The following is a 19,920-nucleotide window of genomic DNA, read 5'->3' on the forward strand; positions in this document are numbered from 1 at the left end:
CTTCTACCCATGTTTGATGGTCCTTGGGTGGCTTTCGAGGGGCGCTGCCTGCACTCGGCGGCGCTGGCCCTGATTGCCCTGCCGGCATGCGCCATGGTGTGACCGTCGGACGATCCCCTACGCAAGCGATCCCTGCTCCACCGCCATTGGCGGGCGCGGGCGGATCCGGTGACGGGAGGGCGTAAAGTTCCTCAGACTCAGCCGAAGAACAGCCGGCCCGCTGGCTGAACGACGGTTCGTGCGTCCGCCAGCGGGCCGAGTCTTTCAATCACGTCTGGTCCTGCTCCTAGGAAACGTCACCGACGCGGCGCAATTCGACGCCCGCACGGACATTGTCTTCGATCATGTTCAGGTTCCGCGACTTGGTTTCCGGCAACCAGACCAGCGACACGACCAAGGCCAGACCGCAAACGGCTGAAAAAACCAGGAACACGCCGTCCAGTCCTATGGTCGACACGCCGGACAGAAAGACAAATGCAACAAGCGCGTTGAACAACCAGCTGGTGGCCGAAGCGACGGCAATCCCGGTTTCCCGGATCGTTGAGGGTATCAACTCGGACATCAAGACGTAGGGCAAGGGCCCAAGGCTTACGGCAAACGCCCCTATATAGGTGCATAGGGAAACGAGACCGAGGATTGGCAGGTCCCAGGATTTGGCGGCAACCACGCCAAGCAGGCCAATCACCATGATCAGTGACCCGCCGATGGCCAACGGCCTGCGACCCAGCTTGTCGACCGTCGCAATCGCCACGATTGTCGCAACCAGATTGATCAGACCCAGGCCAAACGTCGCGCCAAGCGCTGCCGATCCCGGCGAAAAGCCCAACTCAACAAAGATCGCGGGAGCGTAGTAGAGAATACCGTCGATACCGCTGAGATTTTGCAGGATGAACAGTCCGCAACATAAGCCCAGCACGGCCGGTGTCGTTCCCACGCACATGACCTTCAGCAACGGCACCCCGCCCTTGCCAGCCGGTTGCCCAGACCGGGGCTGATAGTCGAACCCCAGTGTTGCGGCCGCGGCCTGAGCCTGCCCCGGACGCCCTGCCATGCCCAGCCATACCGGGCTTTCCGGCACCAAGGCCAGCGCCACGAGGCCTGCCAGCGCGATCACACCACCCAGCCCGATCCCCAGGGACCATTTGGCTGGGTCCTCCATCCAGAGCGGAACAGCATACGCCGCGAGAATGCCTATCGTGACGGCCAGTTGGAACAGCGACACAACGCTGCCGCGATAGCGTGCGGGCGTTGCTTCTCCCGCATACATCGGCGCAGCCATCGACGACAGACCGACGGATAGCCCGATCAGGACCCGTGCCGCCACCAATCCGCTCAAGTCTGGATGCGTCAGGGTAAAGGCATAGCCCGCACCAGCCAGACCAAAGGCGCACAGCAACGTTACGCGACGCCCCCAGGCCCTTGAGAGTGGCCCCGCCAGAATCGCCCCCAGAAAACAGCAGATCACGAGCGAGACCGTGACGGACTCCTTGCCCGATGTGCCCAGGCTGAATTCGAGGCCGATCTCATCCAGCCAGCCGGCGAGGCTGGCCGTGCTGTATCCAAACAGCAGGCCAGCGCAAGTTGTCAGGAACGATACGCGGCTTAGCGCGAGATACAGTCGCATCCCCGTTGCCGGTGGTTGAAGGTTCATGCAACCACGCCGCTGTGATGTCTCTCGATTTCTTCCAGGCTGACTCCCTTGGTTTCCGGAGCATAGAACCAGGAGAACACCGCGCCGAGGGCACAGCAGGCTGCGAAGATGGAGAATGTTGCCGGGGCCCCGAATTGGGCCACAACCAACGGAAACGCGAAAACGACGATAAAATTGCAGCTCCAGTTCGCAACCGATGCCATCGCCATTCCCCGACTGCGCAACGCCAGCGGAAACAGCTCGGACATATAGAGCCACGGCAAGGGCCCAAGGCTGACCGCGAAGAATGCAATATAGGCAAACAGACCAGCCAGGCCGACTGGCGCCAGATCCGGTCGGTCGGCCTGCATCGCATAAGCGATCACCGCCAGGCTGACTGTCGCGCCCAGAAATCCAAGGATGAACAGGGGGCGGCGGCCGAAGCGGTCAACCACGAACATGGCCACGACAGTCATGAGCACATTCACGACGCCGATACCGACGGTTGCCGCAAGCTGGGTGCTTGCACCGTCAAATCCAGCGTGGCTCATGATCGTCGGCGCGTAATAGATGACGGCGTTAATTCCGCTGACCTGCTGCAAGACAAACGCGACAATAGTGAAAATCACCAGCGGACGCACTTTGTCGGACAAGAAGACACCCCAGTCCGGGACCTTGTCATCTGCAGATTTCGACGCTTCGATTTCATCAACAATGTGGGTAATCTTATCCTTGGACAGATGAGGTTGCACCTGACCGATAACCGAAATGGCCTCGTCGCGCGCACCGTTCATCGCCAGCCAGCGCGGGCTTTCCGGTGACAGGAAAATCCCGACCAGGGCCACCACCGCGGGTGCCGCGCCCAAAGCCAGCATCCAGCGCCAGGCGCCCAGTGGTTCAAGGGCCATATCCAGAAGATAAGAGACCAGAATGCCCACAGTGATCATCAGCTGAAACGCAGAGACCACCGCCCCACGGTATTTTGCCGGGGCAAGTTCCGCCAGGAACATGGGGGCGGCCAGGGCCGAAGCCCCAATTCCAACGCCCAGAATCAGCCGTGCGACGACCAGCTCTTCCTGCCGCATCGCCAGACCGCTGGCAACCGAGCCGGCGGCAAAGAGCACCGAGCACAAGATCAGGACTTTTCGCCGGCCCAGACTGTCGGCGTACATCGCCGCCAGAATTGCCCCGGCGACGGCTCCCAGAGGGACCGCTGCCGTCAAGAACCCCTCGGCCGTGACCGAGATGTCAAAAGTCTTGGTGATCAGAGGCAGAGCACCAGCAATGACCCCCTCATCGAAACCAAAAAGCAGGCCGAAAAGTGCAGCCAGTGAAACCAGTCGTAAGAGCATCTTGGCCCCTCCCTATTGGGGTCTTCAGGCTGACAGGCGTGCAAGCACGCCCTCGGCATGACGAAGCGACCAAGCGGTGATGGTCAGATAGCTGTTGGCAGATCCCTGCGAGGGCCAGGCCGCCGAATCCGCGACGGACAGATTGGGAAGCCGCCAGAACTGACCATAGGTGTTGGTCACACCGGCTTCAGGCTCGGCGGACATGCGCAGGCCACCGATTTCATGCAGGGCTGCCCCAAGCGGATTGACCTGGGTTCGGATCAGCTCTGCGTTGATGGCCTCCGCGACTTTGGGAAGAAACGCATCCATTTGCGCCAAAACCTCTTTGTCGCTCTCGCTGCGGTCCGCAATGACCGCGTATTTCCCAAGGTCACCGGGGCCATCGCTCTGACCATTGGTCAGCTTGACCTCGTTGGTCTCCGAAGATTCTCCCACGCCAAAGCAATAGGCCAGCAGATACAGGCCCTCAGGGTCGCAATCCAGCCAGACGGTGGCATGATACGGCGTATACCAGGTCTCGTTGAACGGACCCTGGATCTGGATGTGATAAGGGCGCTCTTTCGTCGACGGGATGAACGCATAGATCGGTTCGTTCAAAGGCTCACGCAATTTGAACAAGCCCTGAATGAACTGATGATCGGAAACATGCGTCCCGACATGCGGATGCAGTTCCTTCAATCCCGAAGCCAGCGCTAGGCGTGTCGACTGAATAGCCCCCCCTGCAAACGTGTAGTGCCGGGCAACCAGACGATACCGCTGGTCATCTTCGGTCCCCTTGGCAATCAGCCCGGTCACTTGGCGACCGTCATGATCCACGCGTTCGGCAAGCGTATTGGGCACCAGGGTGATCCGGCCGCGGGCCACGTCGCATGACAACAGGCCGCTTCTGATCAGCCGGTCGGCAGCGCAGTCAAATCCGCGCGACACGTACCCGTTGCGCTGCTCCTGCGTGTCGACGCCCAAAGAGGCGTGCTCCGCTTCGATCCCGGCATTCGTCAGACTGTCCAGAAATCCCTGCTGGGCATCACCGCGAAAGAACGGCGGTCGGTCGGTGCTGTTTCCCGACACATGCATCAGGTCTTCGGCATGTTCATAATAGGCTTTGAATTCATCAAACGTGACCGGCCAGTCTGCAAAGTCCCATTCGGAGAACCGCGGCGTACACCCGCCCCAGAACAGCGTGCGACCGCCCACGGCCGACCAGGCGTCGCTGTTCAATGGTGGCGCTATGTCTTCGTCGAAATGCTCGCGGTCGGTCCAGGCGGTGCGGTAGCGTACAAGATTGTGAACTTGAGGAGCCAGATCGCTGCGGCTGCGAAATGGCGTTGAGCCGACGTGGTTGGTCAGCACAAACGGCCCGGCTTCCAAAATCACAACCGACAGCCCCTTGCCGGCCAATTCGATCGCGCTGGTGACCCCGGCGGTGCCCGATCCAACGATCAGAACGTCGATGCTGGTCGTTGCCTTGGCGATTGAAAACAGATCTGTAGCGAGCACAGACGAAAGGGATTGCATGAGTTCTGGCCTCAACGATTGAAATAGGCAGTGGCGACTTTGCGGAACGCAAGGATGATGTCGTCGACATCGTCATCCGTGAGTGTGGAGGCGATGGACAAAAGACCGGCTCGGCCGTGCATATCGTCACAGACCGGCAATTGCCCCCGTCCGTAGTCGATTTGCGACGCAAAGCTGTTGGCTGGATGGGTCCAGGGGAAACCATCCCGGCTGTTGGAGCGCTTGCGGGTCAGGCTGGGGATGTTGAAATACCAATGCAGACCCCATTCACGCATAGGCAAACAGCTCAGCGATCCTTCGGGGCCATGAATGCCCTCCGCCCTGACGGCAGCCATGAAGCGCGCGCAGATGTCCTCGTCCTCAAAGGACATGATCAGGAATGGACCGCTGTCGCCGTCGGGGTCGATGACATTGCGGAACTTGATCTGGGGGATCTCCTCCAACGCCGCGCGGATGCGCCATTTAGCCTGTCGCATGGCGCCTGTGATCTTGGCCAGCTTACGCGATTGCGCCAGCGCCATCGCCCCGGCCAGGTCTGACATACGCGCGCCGATGCCCCACAGCTGGCAGGTCTCGTCCGTCGGATCCAGCCGACCAGCTTCATCGCGGGCATAGCCCAGATCATGCAGCGCCACGATCCGGCGGAACAAAGCATCATTGTCGCTGACAACCATGCCGCCATCGCCCGATGTCATGTTCTTGTTCAACTGGAAGCTGAACGTTGCGACGTCTCCGAAACGTCCCACTGGCGTGCCGTTTTGACTGGCACCAGCAGCCTGCGCGCAATCCTCGATCAGGCCAATACCATGCGTTCGGGCAATATCGGCAATCTTCGAAACATTGCCAGGGGCGCCACTCATGTGAACCAGCAAGATGGCACGAGAGCGCGGGGCTATCTTGGCCTCGAGATCCGCAGGGTCCATGCAGAAGGTATCGTCGATATCAACCAGCCGCGGGATCGCCCCGGCCCGGACAATAGCCGAGATACAACTCACCCACATATAGCCGGCGACCAGAACTTCATCGCCAGGGCCCACCTCAAGCGCGGACAGGGCAATGGACAACGCCGCGGTTCCCGATGAAACCGCCAGCGCGTTGGAATGCCCGTAGGTCTCGCACCACTCCTTCTCGAGCGTTTCCACCATATGCTGTGGGTTGGGACCATAAAACCTGAACGGGCTTTGAGACTTTACAACCCGCTCAACAAGTTCGCGTTCTTCTTCGCCGATCCAATGAGCTCCTGGAAGTTCCCATGGCAACGGTTTTGTACGAACAGGTTCACCGCCTTCGATCGCCAGGCGATTGGCACGAACTGATGGTTGCATAAATCCCCCTCCTAACACCAATGTTTAGAGCCGTAGATTCCAATGTTTAAGAATGTACTACCCAAACATTGCTACGAATTCATATTCCAGCTGCGTCAGGGTCGATCATCGTTCTCTGTTCTCTGAATGTCCTTTGGACTTGGGTAAACCCGCCGATCGCGGCGACGGAAAACGAGGCGTTCACGGTTCACGAAAGGGCAGATTGCAGCACCTGAAGACGCTGCGGAGAACGGGTGTCTGTTCAAGTCCGGTCGGTACTCCCGCATGGTGCGTCAGACGCCGGAATTTCGGCTCATTTGGCGAGCAGGGTTTTTCTCTTGTTCCCTTCGGCGATCTCCGGCCACGCCCTTGACCTTTTCGAGCACCGACGACCGGCTGCCTTTCCGGATGCGCTCCGGTTTTGCCATCTCCGCATTGCTGCATGCCGTGCTTCTCTCGGCGCTCACGCTCGCCGTGCCGCACGATGCGCCGCGGCCGTCGCTCGAGACGATCCCTGTGGAACTTCTGGCCCTGCCCGCGCGAACCGGGTCGCGGCGCCAGCAGGCTGGCACCGACAACACCCCGGTCGAAGCGCCGCACTCGCCCCCTTTCACCACAGCGCCTGCCGGGGAAGCCGCCCGGCGCGTGACGCCGTCGGCCGCGCCGGAAGCCCCCATCCTCCGCGACAAGGCACCCGCACGGGAGACGGCGAAGGACAGCGCCCGCCTGCGGCCGGATCCCCCTCGCCGCGACCGACCAACGCCGATGGTGCGCGCCGAAAAGGTATATTCCACCGCCGCGATGGACAGCCCGCTCGGGCGACAGACACGGGAAGACCTGAAGGGCTTCGACCCGCAGGAGCGCCTTGTCCAGCTCTGCAACTACGAGGCCGTGGAGCAGGTTCGCCACGCCCGACCCAAGCTGCACGCGGATTTCGTCAATGCCTACGCCCGCGCCGATCTGCGGTTCGACGGAGCGACCCTTTCCGCGCAAGGAGCCGCAATCCATGGCGGCGCGGACTGGTATGCGCTCGCCTTCGTCTGCGAGGCGGCGGCGGGCCTCGAGCGGGTCACCGGTTTCACCTATTCCCTCGGCGAGAAGATCGCCCGCCGCGACCTCGAACGCTTCGGCCTGCCCGATGGCGATGTTCACCCGGACTGAGCCGTCCCGCATCCGCACTTGTGCGCAGGCCTCTTGGCGCTACCATGGTTGAACGGCAGCGCCAGCGGAATGACTGGCGGACAAGACACGCGGACACCGCGCGGGAGGACCCCATGTGCCACATCTTCGCCGGGCAGGACCCGGACGACTACGAACCCGAGACGCGCCGCATGCGCCTCAACGGCCAGAGCACGAGCATCCGCCTGGAGCGATCGTTCTGGGACATCGTCGACGAGATCGCGGCGGCGGAGGGCGTCTCGACCCCGGCCTTCATCTCCAAGCTGCACTCCGAGGTACTGGAACTGCGGGGCGAGACCCGCAACTTCACCTCGCTGCTGCGCTGTGCCTGTCTCGTGCGCCTGCGCCAGACGCTGCCGCAGATCCACCTCGAGGCGGCCGAGTAAAAAACGTCCTGTAGTAAATCGATACTACCCGGAGCGAGGTCTCCCGTCCCAGTCTGTCGTTATCGCAAGTCAAAAGACGAGCGTTTGCTGCAAGTGCGAAATCTCGCATCAGCTTGACGGTAGACCGATACGCCAGCCCCTGGGCACGAGGGCTGGCGGAGACGATCCGGGAGTAAATCGTGGCGAAATGCATTCATGCGATGATACGCGTGCTCTATGAAGCGCGCTCCATCGCCTTCTACAGGACTGCCTTCGAACTGGAGATCGCGGAGCGACTCGAGTTCGACAGCTTCATTCTCATCTATCTCCGCAACGACGAAGCCGACTTCGAGGTCGAGCTGACGGTCAACAAGGGACGCACGGACCCTTATGACCTTGGCGACGGCTATGGGCACATCGCTGTCTGCGTAGACGATCTCGACGCAGAGCACGCGCGCTTCGAGGCAGCCGGGCTCGCCCCGCGCAAGATTGTCGACTTCAACCGCGACGGCGCGCTGCTGGCGCGGTTCTTCTTTGTCCAGGATCCGGACGGCTATCAGATCGAGGTTCTGCAAAGGCACGGCCGCTACCGCTAGGTGGCGGCTGTTTCGGGAGGGAGGAGATTATGACCGAAACGCTTGTATCCCCAAGAGGGCTTTCCAGACGGCAACTGCTGACGCTTGGCGCGGCAGCGGGCGCCGCCTTCGTCACCGGCCCCGGCTTTCTCGCCGGGACCGGCGCGGCATGGGCCATGGAGGTGACCCATGTAAAGCCGGCGACGATGGCGACGCTGATCCAGATGGCACGCGACATCTACCCGCACGATCATGTCGCAGATGAATTCTACGCCACCGCGGTGAAGGGCTACGACAACGCCGACATGGCCGAAACGGTCGAGGTGGGCATTGCCGGGCTCGACGCGGCGGCGCGCGGCAAGGGCCACGCCGACTATCTCTCCATCGGCTGGGAACGCGACCGGGTGGAGATCCTCAGGGGCATGGAGGAAAGCCCCTTCTTCCAGTTGATCCGCGGCGGGCTCGTCACCGGGCTCTACAACCAGAAGGGCCTCTGGCCGCTCTTCGGCTACGAGGGCGAAAGCTTCTCCAAGGGCGGCTACATCCACCGCGGCTTCGACGACATCAACTGGATCTGAGGGAGGGGCTGTCATGGCTGCACCATTCGACCTGAACGACGACAGCGTCGTCGTCATCATCGGCACCGGCGCGGGCGGCGGTGTGCTTGCCAACGAGCTGGCGCAAAAGGGCGTTTCCGTTGTTTCACTGGAAGCGGGCGGACGCTACCTGCCGGAGGACTACATCAACGACGAGTGGGAGAGCTTCGGCCAGCTCGCCTGGACCGAGCCGCGCTCGACCTCCGGCGACTGGCGCGTGGCGAAGGACTTCTCCGGCCTGCCGGCATGGATCGTCAAGGCTGTCGGCGGCACCAGCATTCACTGGGCCGGCGCATCGCTGCGCTTCCAGGAACACGAGTTCCGGGCACGCAGCACCTATGGCAACGTCCAGGGTGCCAACCTGCTCGACTGGCCGATCGACCTGGCGGAGATGGACCCCTGGTACGAAAAGGCCGAGACCAAGCTCGGCGTCACCCGCACCGGTGGCCGCCCCGGCCTGCCGGGAAACAACAACTACAAGGTCTTCGAGGCCGGCGCCCACAAGCTCGGCTACAAGGAAGTTCATACCGGTCGCATGGCGATCAACAGCCAGGACTACGACGAGCGCGTGTCCTGCCAGCAGACCGGATTCTGCTTCCAGGGCTGCAAGTGGGGCGCCAAATGGTCGTCGGCCTATACCGACATTCCACGCGGCGAGGCCACCGGCAATCTCGAGGTGCGCGACAACTGCCACGCGCTCAGGATCGAGCATGACGCGAGCGGCAAGGTGACCGGCGTCGTCTATGCCGACAAGGACGGTGCCCACCACCTGCAGAAGGCGCGCGTCGTCTGCGTCGCCGGCAATTCCATCGAGAGCCCGCGTCTGCTGCTCAACTCCGCGTCGAGCATGTTTCCCGACGGGCTGGCGAATTCATCCGGACAGGTCGGGCGAAACTACATGCGCCACACCACCGGCTCGGTCTACGCCATCTTCGACAAGCCGGTGCGCATGTGGCGGGGAACGACGATGGCGGGCATCATCCAGGACGAGTCGCGCCACGATCCCTCGCGCGGCTTCGTCGGTGGCTACGAGTTGGAGACCCTGTCGCTGGGGTTGCCGTTCATGGCCGCCTTCCTCGATCCGGGTGCCTGGGGACGCGAGTTCACCACCGCGCTCGACGGCTACGAGAACATGGCCGGCCTCTGGATCGTCGGCGAGGACATGCCGCAGGAGACCAACCGGATCACCCTCAACCATGATCTCAAGGACCGCTTCGGCCAGCCCGTCGCCAATGTGAACTTCGACAACCACCCGAACGACAATGCCATGCGCGATCACGCCTACAGGCAGGCCATGGCTCTGTACGACGCGGTCGGTGCGACACGCACCTTCCCCACCCCGCCCTATCCCTCGACGCATAATCTCGGCACCAACCGGATGTCCGAGAAGCCGCGCGACGGTGTGGTCGACCGCTGGGGCAAGGCGCATGACGTGCCCAACCTCTTCGTCTCGGACGGCAGCCAGTTCACCACCGGCGCGACGGAAAACCCGACGCTGACAATCGTCGCGCTCGCCATCCGCCAGGCGGACCGGATCGCTTCCGAGCTGGCGAAGGGCAACCTCTAACCCCTGGCAAGGGTCCATGCGGGAAACCTCTCAGGCCACGGGCTGCCACTTCGGTCCGTTCGTGGCCTGATCGGGACGCAGGTGCGCTCGCCGACAGGGCAGCGCTTGCGCCGCCCCCTCGCGGGGCCGGCCGCCTGCCGACAGGCCGCGCAGCCCGAGGCGGGACGCTGCTTCAGTCCTGAAAATCCGGCTTCAAGAGGAGATGCCCGATCAGACGGGCGAGAGTTCAGCGCGCCTGGTCGAGGATGCGCTTGCACTCGAGAAGCTCAAAGAGCGTGGCCTGGAGACGGCGGATGTCGTCGCGCGACAACGCCGTCGCGGGGCCGTGCTCACTCCGCTCACCGAGCAGCCTTTCCATCAACCGCAGACCGCCGCGCCCCTGGGGCGGCTCCACGCCTTCCGGCAGGATGCCGCGCGGAACGGGCTCGACATCGAGATCGGCGGAGGAATGCCTGTCGCCCTCGCCTTCATGGCTTGCGGCCGTCATCACGCCGGTACCGGCAGCGGAGGGAGAGGCTTGCGTGGGCTGGCGGGCCGGGCCGCCAGGCGCGGGTGCCGTCCGCGCGGACGCGCTGCGTCCCGCCGTGGCGTCGGGCTGGGTGCCGGCAACCTGGGCCGCGATGGCAGCCAGCGGAATTCCGTCGTCGCGCCACACCTGCATGACGAAACGCGGGCCTTGCTCCTTGAGGATGCGCTGAACGCCCTTGATCGTGTAGCCCTCGCCGTAAAGCAGATGGCGAATGCCGCGCAGGAGATCAATATCCTCGGGACGATAATAGCGCCGTCCACCACCGCGCTTCAGTGGGCGGATCTGTGAGAAACGGGTCTCCCAGAACCGCAGCACGTGCTGCGGAAGGTCGAGATCGTCCGCGACTTCGCTGATGGTGCGAAAGGCGTCAGGGCTTTTGTCAACGGTCACTTGATCGGCACTTTATCGTCGGCAGCGATGGTCACGCCGCGTCGTCCGACGTCCCCATCATGGTCTCGTTGATGCGCTTCTTCAGAACGTTCGACGGCTTGAAAACCATCACCCGGCGCGGAAGGATCGGAACCTCTTCACCGGTCTTCGGGTTTCGGCCTATCCGCTCTCCCTTGGAGCGGACCATGAACGATCCGAACGACGACAGCTTCACAGATTCGCCCGCCACAAGACAATCGGCGATCTCGGAAAGCACTTTTTCGACCAGTTCCGACGATTCAGAGCGAGACAGTCCCACCTTCTGGTAGACCGCCTCGCACAGATCCGCGCGGGTAATTGTCCTGCCGCCCATAGCTCCTCCTAGGCCGGCTCTCGAAACCCGGCAACTCAGGGATGCTTTATCGTTACGTCGCGTAGACTATTTGCTCCCGGGTTGAGGGTCAACCACGTGACGTTACGTTGCTTCGAAAAAGCCCTGCCGGTCAATCCCTTGGCGGATCACCAGCGAACGAGGGAGGCGCCCCAGGTGAAGCCGCCACCCATCGCCTCGAGCATGATGAGATCGCCACGCTTCACCCGACCGTCGCGCACGGCGGTGTCCAGCGCCAGCGGAATCGAGGCGGCGGACGTGTTGCCGTGATCCTCGAGCGTGATGACGATCTTGTCGGGGTCGATGCCCAGCTTCCTGGCGCTGGCGTCGATGATGCGCCGGTTGGCCTGATGCGGGATGAACCAGTCGAGCGCGGCAGCGTCGGTGCCGGTGTCCTCGAAGGCCGCTTCCACCACGTCGGTGATCATCGACACGGCATGGCGGAACACTTCCTTGCCCTGCATGCGCAGGTGACCGACTGTCTGGGTCGAGGACGGCCCGCCGTCCACATAGAGCTTGTCCTTGTGCGCGCCGTCGGAGCGCAGATGCGAGGTCAGCACGCCCCGGTCGGCCGTGGTCCCCTCACCGTCCGAAGCCTCCATGACGACGGCACCGGCGCCATCGCCAAAGAGAACGCAGGTGGTGCGGTCCTCCCAGTCGAGAATGCGCGAGAACGTCTCCGCGCCGATCACCAGAGCCCGCTTCGCCATGCCGCCGCGCAGGTAGGCGTCCGCCGTGGCGAGCGCGTAGACGAAGCCGGAGCAGACCGCGTGGATGTCGAAGGCGAAACCGGTGGAGATGCCGAGTTTGTTCTGCACCGTGACGGCCGAAGCCGGAAAGGTGTTGTCCGGCGTCGCGGTGGCCAGGATGATCAGGTCGATGTCGCTCGCCGCCAGGCCGGCGGCCTCGAGCGCCCGGGTCGCCGCGTTGACCGCGAGATCCGAGGTCAGCTCGCCTTCAGCGGCGATGTGACGGGCGCGGATGCCCGTGCGCTGGACGATCCATTCGTCCGAGGTGTCGACCATTGCCGCCAGGTCGGTGTTGGTGAGGCGGCGCTCGGGCACATAGCTGCCAGTCCCGAGGATTATGGAACGCTTGACTGTCACAGATCACCTTCCGAGCCATCCCGCGAGCCGAACCGCCCGCGATGGTAGTGCTTCAAATCATTCAGAATCTTGTGCATCAGATCGTTGCGGGCCATGTCATAGGCAAGCTCGACGGCGGCCGCGAAGCCTTCCGGATCCGTGCCGCCATGGCTCTTGATGACGATGCCGTTGAGGCCAAGGAAAACGCCACCATTGACGTTGCGCGGGTCCATCTTCTCCCGCAGGCGGTCGAAGGCGTCCTTCGCCAGCAGATAGCCGAGGCGGGCGCGCCAGGTGCGGTTCATGGCGGAGCGCAGATAGCCGCCGATCTGCTTGGCCGTGCCTTCCGCCGTCTTGAGCGCGATATTGCCGGCAAACCCTTCCGTCACCACCACGTCGACGGTGCCCTTGCCGAGATCGTCCCCCTCGACGAAGCCGGCGTAGGTGAGCGTGCGCAGATTGGCCTCGCGCAGCAGACGGCCGGCGGTGCGAACCTCCTCCAGCCCCTTGACCTCCTCGACGCCGATGTTCAGCAGGCCGACGGTCGGTCGCTCGATGGAAAACAGCACCCGCGCCATCGCACCGCCAAGCAGCGCGAAGTCGATCAGTTGCTGCGCGTCCGCGCCGATGGTCGCGCCAACGTCGAGCACGATGGATTCGCCACGCGCCGTCGGCCAGATCGCCGCGATCGCCGGGCGCTCGATGTTGGCCATCGTGCGCAGGCAGAACTTCGACATGGCCATCAGTGCGCCGGTGTTGCCGGCGGAAACGGCCACATCGGCATGGCCGGTCTTCACCGCCTCGATGGAGCGCCACATGCTCGACTTCCAGCGCCCCTGCCGCAGGGCCTGGCTCGGCTTGGCGTCCATTCCCACGGACACTTCGCAGTGGTGCAGCGTGGCGGCGGCCTTGAGCGCCGGGTGCCGCTCCAGCAGAGGACCGACAACCGCACTGTCGCCATACAGGGAAAAGGCGATATCGGGGCGACGCTCGAGCGCCAGCGCGGCGCCGGGCACCACGACCTCAGCCCCTCGGTCCCCACCCATCGCATCGAGAGAAATTCGAACCTTTTGCGCCATTGTCCGCGTTTTCTGGAGCTCCACGCACCCTGAAGGGCGGCCTTCCGCTCGATCCTGCACCCTGACCGCTTTCGCACGTCCGCGCACTCACGCATCTGCACAAAAGCCGCCGCGTCCGGCTGCGCCGACACGAGCCTCTCGCCCCTGCCGCAACCGCAGCGCTCACGCTCGTCGAAACCGACGCCGCCAGGGCCTCCGAGACCGCCCGAGCGATGGGGAACATACCCTTTTGGGCCGGCGTGACAACAGCTTTCTCCTCACCGCGAGGCGCGCCGGCGCCCCGGGATCGGCTCAGTCGTCGGTCTTGCGAAGCCCGGCGAGCGCGGCGAACGGCGACGGACGCTCCTCGGCCTTCTCGTCCTCGTCCGGGCGGAATTCCTCGGGAACCTCGGCGTCCGGGGCGCGCGGGAACGGGTCGAGGGCAAGCGTCAACTGCTCGCACAGAATGGCTCCGAGGTCGATGCGCCCGTTGTCGAGCGGGTCGGGCGGGTCATCGGCGAAAGCGTCGACATCGATTTCCCCAGTTGCTTCGGGGGAGGTTTCCACCCTGGGATCGAAGCGCATCTCGAAAGGCTCGTCGATCACCTGCTCGACCGGCTTGAGCGTGACCACGCAGGCCTGCGTCGCGACCGCGTGCAACACGCCCCTGACGGCGACGCCTTCGCGCCGCCACGGCCGCAGCTCGAACTCGCCGCGCAGGCCGGACAGTCCAAGAAGACCGTAGGCGTCCGCGATCCGGGCAACTTCATCCTGCGAGGGAACCAGCGTGACGTTGCGCGGCTTGCCGGAGATCTGCGACGCCTCAACGGGATGGCGAAGGGGAAAGGGCTTTACGGTCAACGGTTCGCTCCACTGACGGTGAACTGCGTCTGGTCGGGCCAGGAGGGCCTGCCGGCGAGAATCTCTGAGACCGGTGCGGCGGCCAGCGTTTCCGCGCTCGCCCGCACATAGGCGGCAAGCGCTGCGGATGCGGCCGGCGCCGAGGCACCAGCGTGAACGTTGCGATCGATCATCTCGATCAGCTCGGCCCGGCTTTCCGAGGCAAGGGCCACCCCCAGAGCCGCCGCCCTGCCATAAAAGGCTTCAGCCATCTTCTTGACCTTTTTGGGAACGGAGACGTCGCCCACCCCCAACTCACGCAGCGAGCCATCCATATCGAGGAAGAAGAGGTCGAAAAGCTGCTGGCCGAACTCCCCCGCCTTGTCCTTTTCGCCGCGCAGGCGGTTGAGAACGAGGATCGTGTGCAAGGAGACCATCTCGAACCGTCCGTCGAGCGTATCGGGAACAGCAAGCTCTGCGTAGAAGTGCGGTTGCCGCGCCTGCGCCACGATCGCGGAGTATGCGACGGTCACAAGGTCGGGCGTGCGTCGCCTGAAAAGTCCGAATACCATGGATTGCCTCGATTGCACGACGGTTGCCAAGTGGCCTAGCGCAGGTTAGGGACTTTGCCAAGGATGCGCGAGGAAACCGCGCCGGTCGACGGACGGAAGGCGGGGGTAACCCGCCGGACCGGCGGCGGCGGCACGAAGAACGGGACAGGCATTTATGACGACACGTGTTCGCGGGACTTGGGGCGGAAACGGCACGGCACGAACCGGCTGGGTTCGCGGCGCGCTTGTTGCGGGCATGCTCGCGCTTCCGCTTGGAGGCTGTTTCACCACGACGCTCCAGCATGGGCATGTGCTGTCCACCGACCGGGTGCGCGAGATCCAGGTCGGCTCCAGCCGCGAGCAGGTCGAGCTTCTGCTCGGCTCGCCCTCGACCATGTCGCGCCTCAACGGTGACGCCTATTACTACATCTCCCAGACCAATGAGACGACGGCGTTCCTCGCACCCGAAACGGTCGAGCGCCGCGTTGTCGCGATCTATTTCGACGAGGACGGCTTCGTGCGCGACACCGCCTACTACAGCCTCGAGGACGGCAAGGTCATCGACGTGCTGACGCGCAAGACGCGCACCGGCGGCAGCGACTACGGCTTCCTGACGCAGATCCTGCGCGGCGCCAAGAACCCGAGCCTCAATCTCTGAGGAGCGGGCCCCGCAAGGCGCGCGCGGGCTCGAAAAGAAAAAGCCCGCAGCCAGACGCTGCGGGCGGGTCCGATACCGGACAGGCGGTTCCGGGGAATTCCGGAAAATCCAGAAGGGCGCGGGGTCATTCCCGCGCCCTTCGCGCGTTTGGCGGCTGCTCAGGTGTGCGCGAGCACGGCGAGCAGCAGAAGCGCGATGATGTTTGTGATCTTGATCATCGGATTGATCGCCGGGCCGGCGGTGTCCTTGTAGGGATCACCGACCGTATCACCGGTCACCGAGGCCTTATGCGCCTCTGAGCCCTTCTCGTGGCGGACTCCGTCCTTGTCGACGAAGCCGTCCTCGAAGGACTTCTTGGCGTTGTCCCAGGCGCCGCCGCCGGCCGTCATCGAGATGGCGACGAAGAGACCGGTGACGATGACGCCGAGCAGCATGGCACCGAGCGAGGCGAAGCCCTGCGACTTGCCCGCGATCGCCGTGATCGCGAAGAACACGACGATGGGCGACAACACCGGCATCAGCGAGGGCACGATCATCTCGCGGATCGCGGCGCGGGTCAGCATGTCGACCGCCCGTCCGTAGTCCGGCTTCTCGGTGCCCTGCATGATCCCGGGCTTCTCGCGGAACTGCCTGCGTACCTCCTCCACGACCGCGCCGGCGGCACGGCCGACCGCCGTCATCGAAATGCCGGCGAACAGGAAGGGCAGCAGACCGCCGAAGAGCAGACCGACCACCACATAGGGGTTGGAGAGCGAGAAATCGACGTTCACCCCGTCGAAGTAGCTGCCCGGTGCCGCCTGCGCGGCGAAGAACTTCAGGTCCTCCGTATAGGCGGCGAAGAGCACCAGCGCGCCCAGTCCGGCGGAGCCGATGGCATAGCCCTTGGTCACCGCCTTGGTGGTGTTGCCGACCGCGTCGAGCGCGTCGGTGGTGACCCGCACCTCCTTGGGCAGCCCCGCCATTTCGGCGATGCCACCGGCGTTGTCGGTCACCGGACCGAAGGCGTCGAGCGCCACCACCATGCCGGCCAGCGCCAGCATCGTCGTCACCGCGATGGCGATGCCGAAGAGACCGGCAAGGCCGTAGGCGACCAGGATGCCGGCGATGATGACGAGAGCGGGAAGCGCCGTCGCCTCGAGAGAGATGGCCAGCCCCTGGATGACGTTGGTGCCGTGACCGGTCACCGAGGCCTGGGCGATGGAGCGCACCGGACGATAGTCCGTGCCGGTGTAATACTCCGTCACCCAGATGATCAGTCCGGTGACGACGAGGCCGACAAGGCCGCAGTAGAACAGGTGTCGACCGGAGAAGGTCAGGCCGTTCGAGGCGGTGAACTCCGTCGAGAAGCCAAGCCAGAAGAACACGACCAGGAAAAGCGCCACGGCGGACAGAACCGCGGTGGCGACGAAGCCCTTGTAGAGGGCTCCCATGATCGAGTTGCTGGCGCCGAGCTTGACGAAGAAGGTGCCGAGGATCGAGGTGACGACGCAGACCCCGCCGATAAGCAGCGGGAACAGCATCAGCGACGTCGCCGCGGCGCCGGTGAAGAAGATCGACGCCAGCACCATGGTGGCGACCACGGTCACCGCATAGGTCTCGAACAGGTCGGCGGCCATGCCGGCGCAATCGCCGACGTTATCGCCCACGTTGTCGGCAATGGTGGCCGGGTTGCGCGGGTCGTCCTCGGGAATGCCAGCCTCGACCTTGCCCACCAGATCGCCGCCGACATCCGCCCCCTTGGTGAAGATGCCGCCGCCGAGACGGGCAAAGATCGAGATCAGCGACGCGCCGAAGCCGAGCGCGACAAGCGCGTCGATCACGGTGCGGCTCTGCGCCTCGTATCCAAGCCCCATGGTGAGGATCGTGAAATAGACGGAGACGCCGAGCAACGCCAGACCGGCAACGAGCAGGCCCGTTACCGCGCCGGAGCGAAAGGCGATCTCGAGCCCCGCGGCAAGCGAAGTGCTCGCCGCCTGGGCGGTGCGTACGTTGGCGCGCACGGACACCAGCATGCCGATGTAGCCGGCGGCCGCCGACAGGATCGCGCCGATGGCGAAACCGACCGCCACCAGAAGACCGAGAAGCCAGGCGACGAGCGCGAAGATGACGATGCCTACCACGGCAATCGTCGAATACTGGCGGTTGAGATAGGCCTGCGCACCCTCCTGGATGGCACCGGCGATTTCCTGCATGCGGGCATTGCCCGCATCGGCAGCCATGACGGACTGAACTGCCCATGCGCCATAGGCGATTGAGAGCAACCCGCAAACGATCACGATAGCAAGTTCGAGCATTCTTCCCCCCGTTGAAGGACGCGGAAGGGCCGTTTCTTGTCATTATCGGTCCCTGTAACCTGACGGTATCCTGCCTGTCGGTGCCGTCAAGCAGGCGATTTTGCAGAGCAGCCGGAGCGCTTGCCGCGCTGGTGGCAAGACGACACAAATCTTCCGCTAGGGAATCGCGATCGAACGGCACTGCAGGCAGCAGGTGTGTCGCTCTTGCAATACATGTCATTGTTGCGGCAAGTCATTCACGCGAAACAGAAGTTTTCTGCACACGCGAGGCGCTTCCGTTTTCGCAACCGGGAAAAGAGTAGGGCCTGCGGGCTTGACGCCCACAGCAACCCGCTGCCCGCGCGCGTCTCGACCGCGCAGGACGCGGCGGGCGAAACGCGACGGCCGGCGCGGGAGAGCAAGGCGCCAAAGCCCCGCGCCTGACGCGAATCCCGAAAGGCCCGAGACCGGCCCGTCATGGTGGAGATCTCCCGGGAGGCGCGGCGACGCGCCTTCTCAGAGATGGCGTCCCCGAACCCTCACGCCGCCTTCCACGAGCAGGTCCTGCCGACGCGCGAGGTTTTTTTTACATGCAATCCCGCCCCAGCGACCGCTGATGCGCGGCGCGATCCACGCCGCACACGGGGAGCGGGTCATCGAGGCGCGCGGCGGCACCTCTCCCCTGCCCTGTGCGGGCGTCGCCCGTCAAAGCCCTCCGGCGCGGGACCGCTCGCTCAGCACGAGCCAGACCAGCAGGATCAGGCTCACGATGGTGAAGGGGAACACCAGCCAGTTCACCGTCTCCCACCCGAAGTTCTGCAGCAAAGCGCCGGAGGAGAAGGAGGCCATCGCCACGAAGCCGAACACAAGGAAGTCGTTCACCGACTGGACTCGGGCCCGTTCCTGCGGCCGGTAGGCGTCGGCGAGCATGGCGGTGGCGCCGATAAAGCCGAAGTTCCAGCCAAGGCCGAGCAGGATCAGCGCCGTCCAGAAATGCGCAACATCGATGCCCGAGAGAGCCACCGCGGCGCAGCCGGAAAGCAGCGCGAGCCCGATGGCGACGATGCGCTCGCGACCGAAACGGGTGATCAGATGGCCGGTGAAGAAGCTCGGGCCGAACATGGCCAGCACATGCCACTGGATGCCGTGGGCAGCATCGTCCGCGGTCAGGCCGCAGCCGATCATGGCAAGCGGCGTCGCGGTCATCACCAGACTCATCAGCGCGTAGGTGGTGATGGCGCACGCGGCGGAGACGATGAAGCGCGGCTGCGCCATGATCTCGGAGAGAGGACGCACGCCGCTGACCGGTCCCCGGCTGCGCGGCGGACGGGGCACCGAGACGAAAGCAACGATGCACAGGGTGACAAGCGCAAGACCAGCCTGGGCGACATAGGTGCCGGCGAACAGGATCGGATCAAACAGGTCGGCTGTGTTGATCACCGTCTGCGGCCCGATAATGCCGGCCAGCACGCCTCCGGCCAGCACGAAGGAGATCGCCTTCGGCCGGAAGGCGTCACTGGCGGTATCGGCGGCGGCAAAGCGGTATTGCTGGGTAAAGGCGCTGACGAACCCGCTGGCCATGGTGCCGAGGCAGAAGATCAGAAAGCTCGCCTGAAAGATCCCCCAGGCCGACAGCAGGCCAGCGAGAATGCCAAAGGCGGCGGCGCCGACGAAACCGGCGCGCCGGCCGTAACGCTGCATCACCGCGCCCGCCGGCAAGGTGCCGAAGGCTGTGCCGAGGACGAAGCAGGAGACGGGAAGCGTCGCAAGCGACTTGTCAGCCCCCAGCATGCTCGCCCCGACAAGCGAGGCAGAGGCAATGACGATGGAGGCGGAAGCACCGCCAAGAGCCTGTGCCGCGGCGAGAAGCGCGGCATTCCGCTTGGCCAGTCGGTCGTCGATCAAGGGTATCGCCTCGCTGGAGGCGGCGGTACTGGTCATGGGCGGGGTCCTCGGAAACCTGCGGTCCGGCATGCGCGGGTCCGGGGAGGACTCACCAGGGCGCCGGGGCGATCAGGCTAGGCGAGGCACGCAAGAAGGGCAATGGCTACGGGCGAGCCATTGCCCCAGTCTATGGCTGGCG

General features: G+C 64.1%; 18 protein-coding genes and 1 pseudogene. 7 read left to right on the plus strand and 12 right to left on the minus strand.

The window, feature by feature from the left end:
• Positions 1 to 135: 135 nt before the first annotated feature.
• A pseudogene (locus ACSLUQ_RS07750) lies at positions 136 to 281 on the plus strand (IS3 family transposase); the annotation flags it as partial.
• 5 nt (positions 282 to 286) lie between these two features.
• Here the strand turns inward: ACSLUQ_RS07750 and ACSLUQ_RS07755 are convergent.
• From ACSLUQ_RS07755 to ACSLUQ_RS07770, 4 genes are read right to left on the minus strand one after another with little or no spacing between them, the layout of a single operon-like run.
• On the minus strand, positions 287 to 1,651 hold the full coding sequence (locus ACSLUQ_RS07755; RefSeq protein ID WP_461808175.1) for a sugar porter family MFS transporter: 1,365 nt from the start codon (positions 1,649 to 1,651) through the stop codon (positions 287 to 289).
• Positions 1,648 to 2,982, minus strand: a complete 1,335-nt coding sequence (locus ACSLUQ_RS07760; protein ID WP_461808176.1) for a sugar porter family MFS transporter — start codon at positions 2,980 to 2,982, stop codon at positions 1,648 to 1,650. Before ACSLUQ_RS07760 ends, ACSLUQ_RS07755 begins: the two co-directional genes overlap by 4 nt.
• A 24-nt stretch (positions 2,983 to 3,006) precedes the next feature.
• Complete coding sequence (locus ACSLUQ_RS07765; protein ID WP_461808177.1) at positions 3,007 to 4,497, minus strand: FAD-dependent oxidoreductase; 1,491 nt, start codon at positions 4,495 to 4,497, stop codon at positions 3,007 to 3,009.
• An 11-nt stretch (positions 4,498 to 4,508) separates the two neighbouring features.
• Entirely contained in the window at positions 4,509 to 5,822 is a 1,314-nt protein-coding gene (locus ACSLUQ_RS07770; protein ID WP_461808178.1) for a DegT/DnrJ/EryC1/StrS family aminotransferase, read from the minus strand.
• Positions 5,823 to 6,170: 348 nt separating this feature from the next.
• Between ACSLUQ_RS07770 and ACSLUQ_RS07775 the strand changes: the two genes are divergently transcribed.
• From ACSLUQ_RS07775 to ACSLUQ_RS07795, 5 genes are all read left to right on the plus strand, one after another.
• Positions 6,171 to 6,962: a DUF930 domain-containing protein gene (locus ACSLUQ_RS07775; protein ID WP_461808179.1), complete on the plus strand. Its 792-nt coding sequence runs from the start codon at positions 6,171 to 6,173 to the stop codon at positions 6,960 to 6,962.
• Positions 6,963 to 7,075: 113 nt separating this feature from the next.
• Positions 7,076 to 7,366 carry a ribbon-helix-helix domain-containing protein gene (locus ACSLUQ_RS07780; protein WP_417281087.1) on the plus strand — a complete coding sequence of 97 codons (291 nt, stop codon included), beginning with the start codon at positions 7,076 to 7,078 and terminating at the stop codon, positions 7,364 to 7,366.
• A 179-nt stretch (positions 7,367 to 7,545) separates the two neighbouring features.
• Positions 7,546 to 7,941: a VOC family protein gene (locus ACSLUQ_RS07785; protein WP_461808180.1), complete on the plus strand. Its 396-nt coding sequence runs from the start codon at positions 7,546 to 7,548 to the stop codon at positions 7,939 to 7,941.
• Positions 7,942 to 7,970: 29 nt separating this feature from the next.
• On the plus strand, positions 7,971 to 8,498 hold the full coding sequence (locus ACSLUQ_RS07790; RefSeq protein WP_461808181.1) for a Twin-arginine translocation pathway signal: 528 nt from the start codon (positions 7,971 to 7,973) through the stop codon (positions 8,496 to 8,498).
• Positions 8,499 to 8,511: 13 nt separating this feature from the next.
• Positions 8,512 to 10,083 (plus strand): GMC family oxidoreductase, encoded by a 1,572-nt coding sequence (locus tag ACSLUQ_RS07795; RefSeq protein ID WP_417281084.1) that lies wholly within the window; start codon positions 8,512 to 8,514, stop codon positions 10,081 to 10,083.
• A 226-nt stretch (positions 10,084 to 10,309) separates the two neighbouring features.
• Here ACSLUQ_RS07795 and ACSLUQ_RS07800 read toward each other — a convergent pair whose 3' ends face one another.
• The 6 genes from ACSLUQ_RS07800 to ACSLUQ_RS07825 form a co-directional block, all read right to left on the minus strand.
• The gene (locus ACSLUQ_RS07800; RefSeq protein ID WP_461808182.1) at positions 10,310 to 11,002 is read right to left on the minus strand and encodes a MerR family transcriptional regulator; all 693 of its coding nucleotides are present in this window, start codon (positions 11,000 to 11,002) and stop codon (positions 10,310 to 10,312) included.
• Positions 11,003 to 11,033: 31 nt separating this feature from the next.
• Positions 11,034 to 11,354: an integration host factor subunit alpha gene (locus tag ACSLUQ_RS07805; RefSeq protein ID WP_417772821.1), complete on the minus strand. Its 321-nt coding sequence runs from the start codon at positions 11,352 to 11,354 to the stop codon at positions 11,034 to 11,036.
• A 146-nt stretch (positions 11,355 to 11,500) separates the two neighbouring features.
• Positions 11,501 to 12,478: a beta-ketoacyl-ACP synthase III gene (locus ACSLUQ_RS07810; RefSeq protein ID WP_417772820.1), complete on the minus strand. Its 978-nt coding sequence runs from the start codon at positions 12,476 to 12,478 to the stop codon at positions 11,501 to 11,503.
• Positions 12,475 to 13,536 (minus strand): phosphate acyltransferase PlsX, encoded by a 1,062-nt coding sequence (gene plsX, locus ACSLUQ_RS07815; protein ID WP_417772819.1) that lies wholly within the window; start codon positions 13,534 to 13,536, stop codon positions 12,475 to 12,477. The genes ACSLUQ_RS07810 and plsX overlap by 4 nt, the downstream gene beginning before the upstream one ends.
• A 291-nt stretch (positions 13,537 to 13,827) precedes the next feature.
• Entirely contained in the window at positions 13,828 to 14,376 is a 549-nt protein-coding gene (locus ACSLUQ_RS07820; RefSeq protein WP_417772818.1) for a YceD family protein, read from the minus strand.
• A complete protein-coding gene (locus tag ACSLUQ_RS07825; RefSeq protein ID WP_461808183.1) occupies positions 14,373 to 14,927 on the minus strand; it encodes a ubiquinol-cytochrome C chaperone family protein in 555 nt (184 codons plus the stop codon). The genes ACSLUQ_RS07820 and ACSLUQ_RS07825 overlap by 4 nt, the downstream gene beginning before the upstream one ends.
• A 154-nt stretch (positions 14,928 to 15,081) precedes the next feature.
• Here ACSLUQ_RS07825 and ACSLUQ_RS07830 point away from each other — a divergent pair, with 154 nt between their 5' ends.
• Positions 15,082 to 15,564 (plus strand): outer membrane protein assembly factor BamE, encoded by a 483-nt coding sequence (locus ACSLUQ_RS07830; RefSeq protein ID WP_417772816.1) that lies wholly within the window; start codon positions 15,082 to 15,084, stop codon positions 15,562 to 15,564.
• Between the two features lie 158 nt (positions 15,565 to 15,722).
• Here ACSLUQ_RS07830 and ACSLUQ_RS07835 read toward each other — a convergent pair whose 3' ends face one another.
• Positions 15,723 to 17,858: a sodium-translocating pyrophosphatase gene (locus ACSLUQ_RS07835; protein ID WP_417772815.1), complete on the minus strand. Its 2,136-nt coding sequence runs from the start codon at positions 17,856 to 17,858 to the stop codon at positions 15,723 to 15,725.
• A 684-nt stretch (positions 17,859 to 18,542) separates the two neighbouring features.
• A complete protein-coding gene (locus ACSLUQ_RS07840; RefSeq protein WP_461808184.1) occupies positions 18,543 to 19,778 on the minus strand; it encodes an MFS transporter in 1,236 nt (411 codons plus the stop codon).
• Positions 19,779 to 19,920 lie beyond the last annotated feature (142 nt).

The sequence above is a fragment of the Stappia sp. ICDLI1TA098 genome (assembly GCF_054880955.1).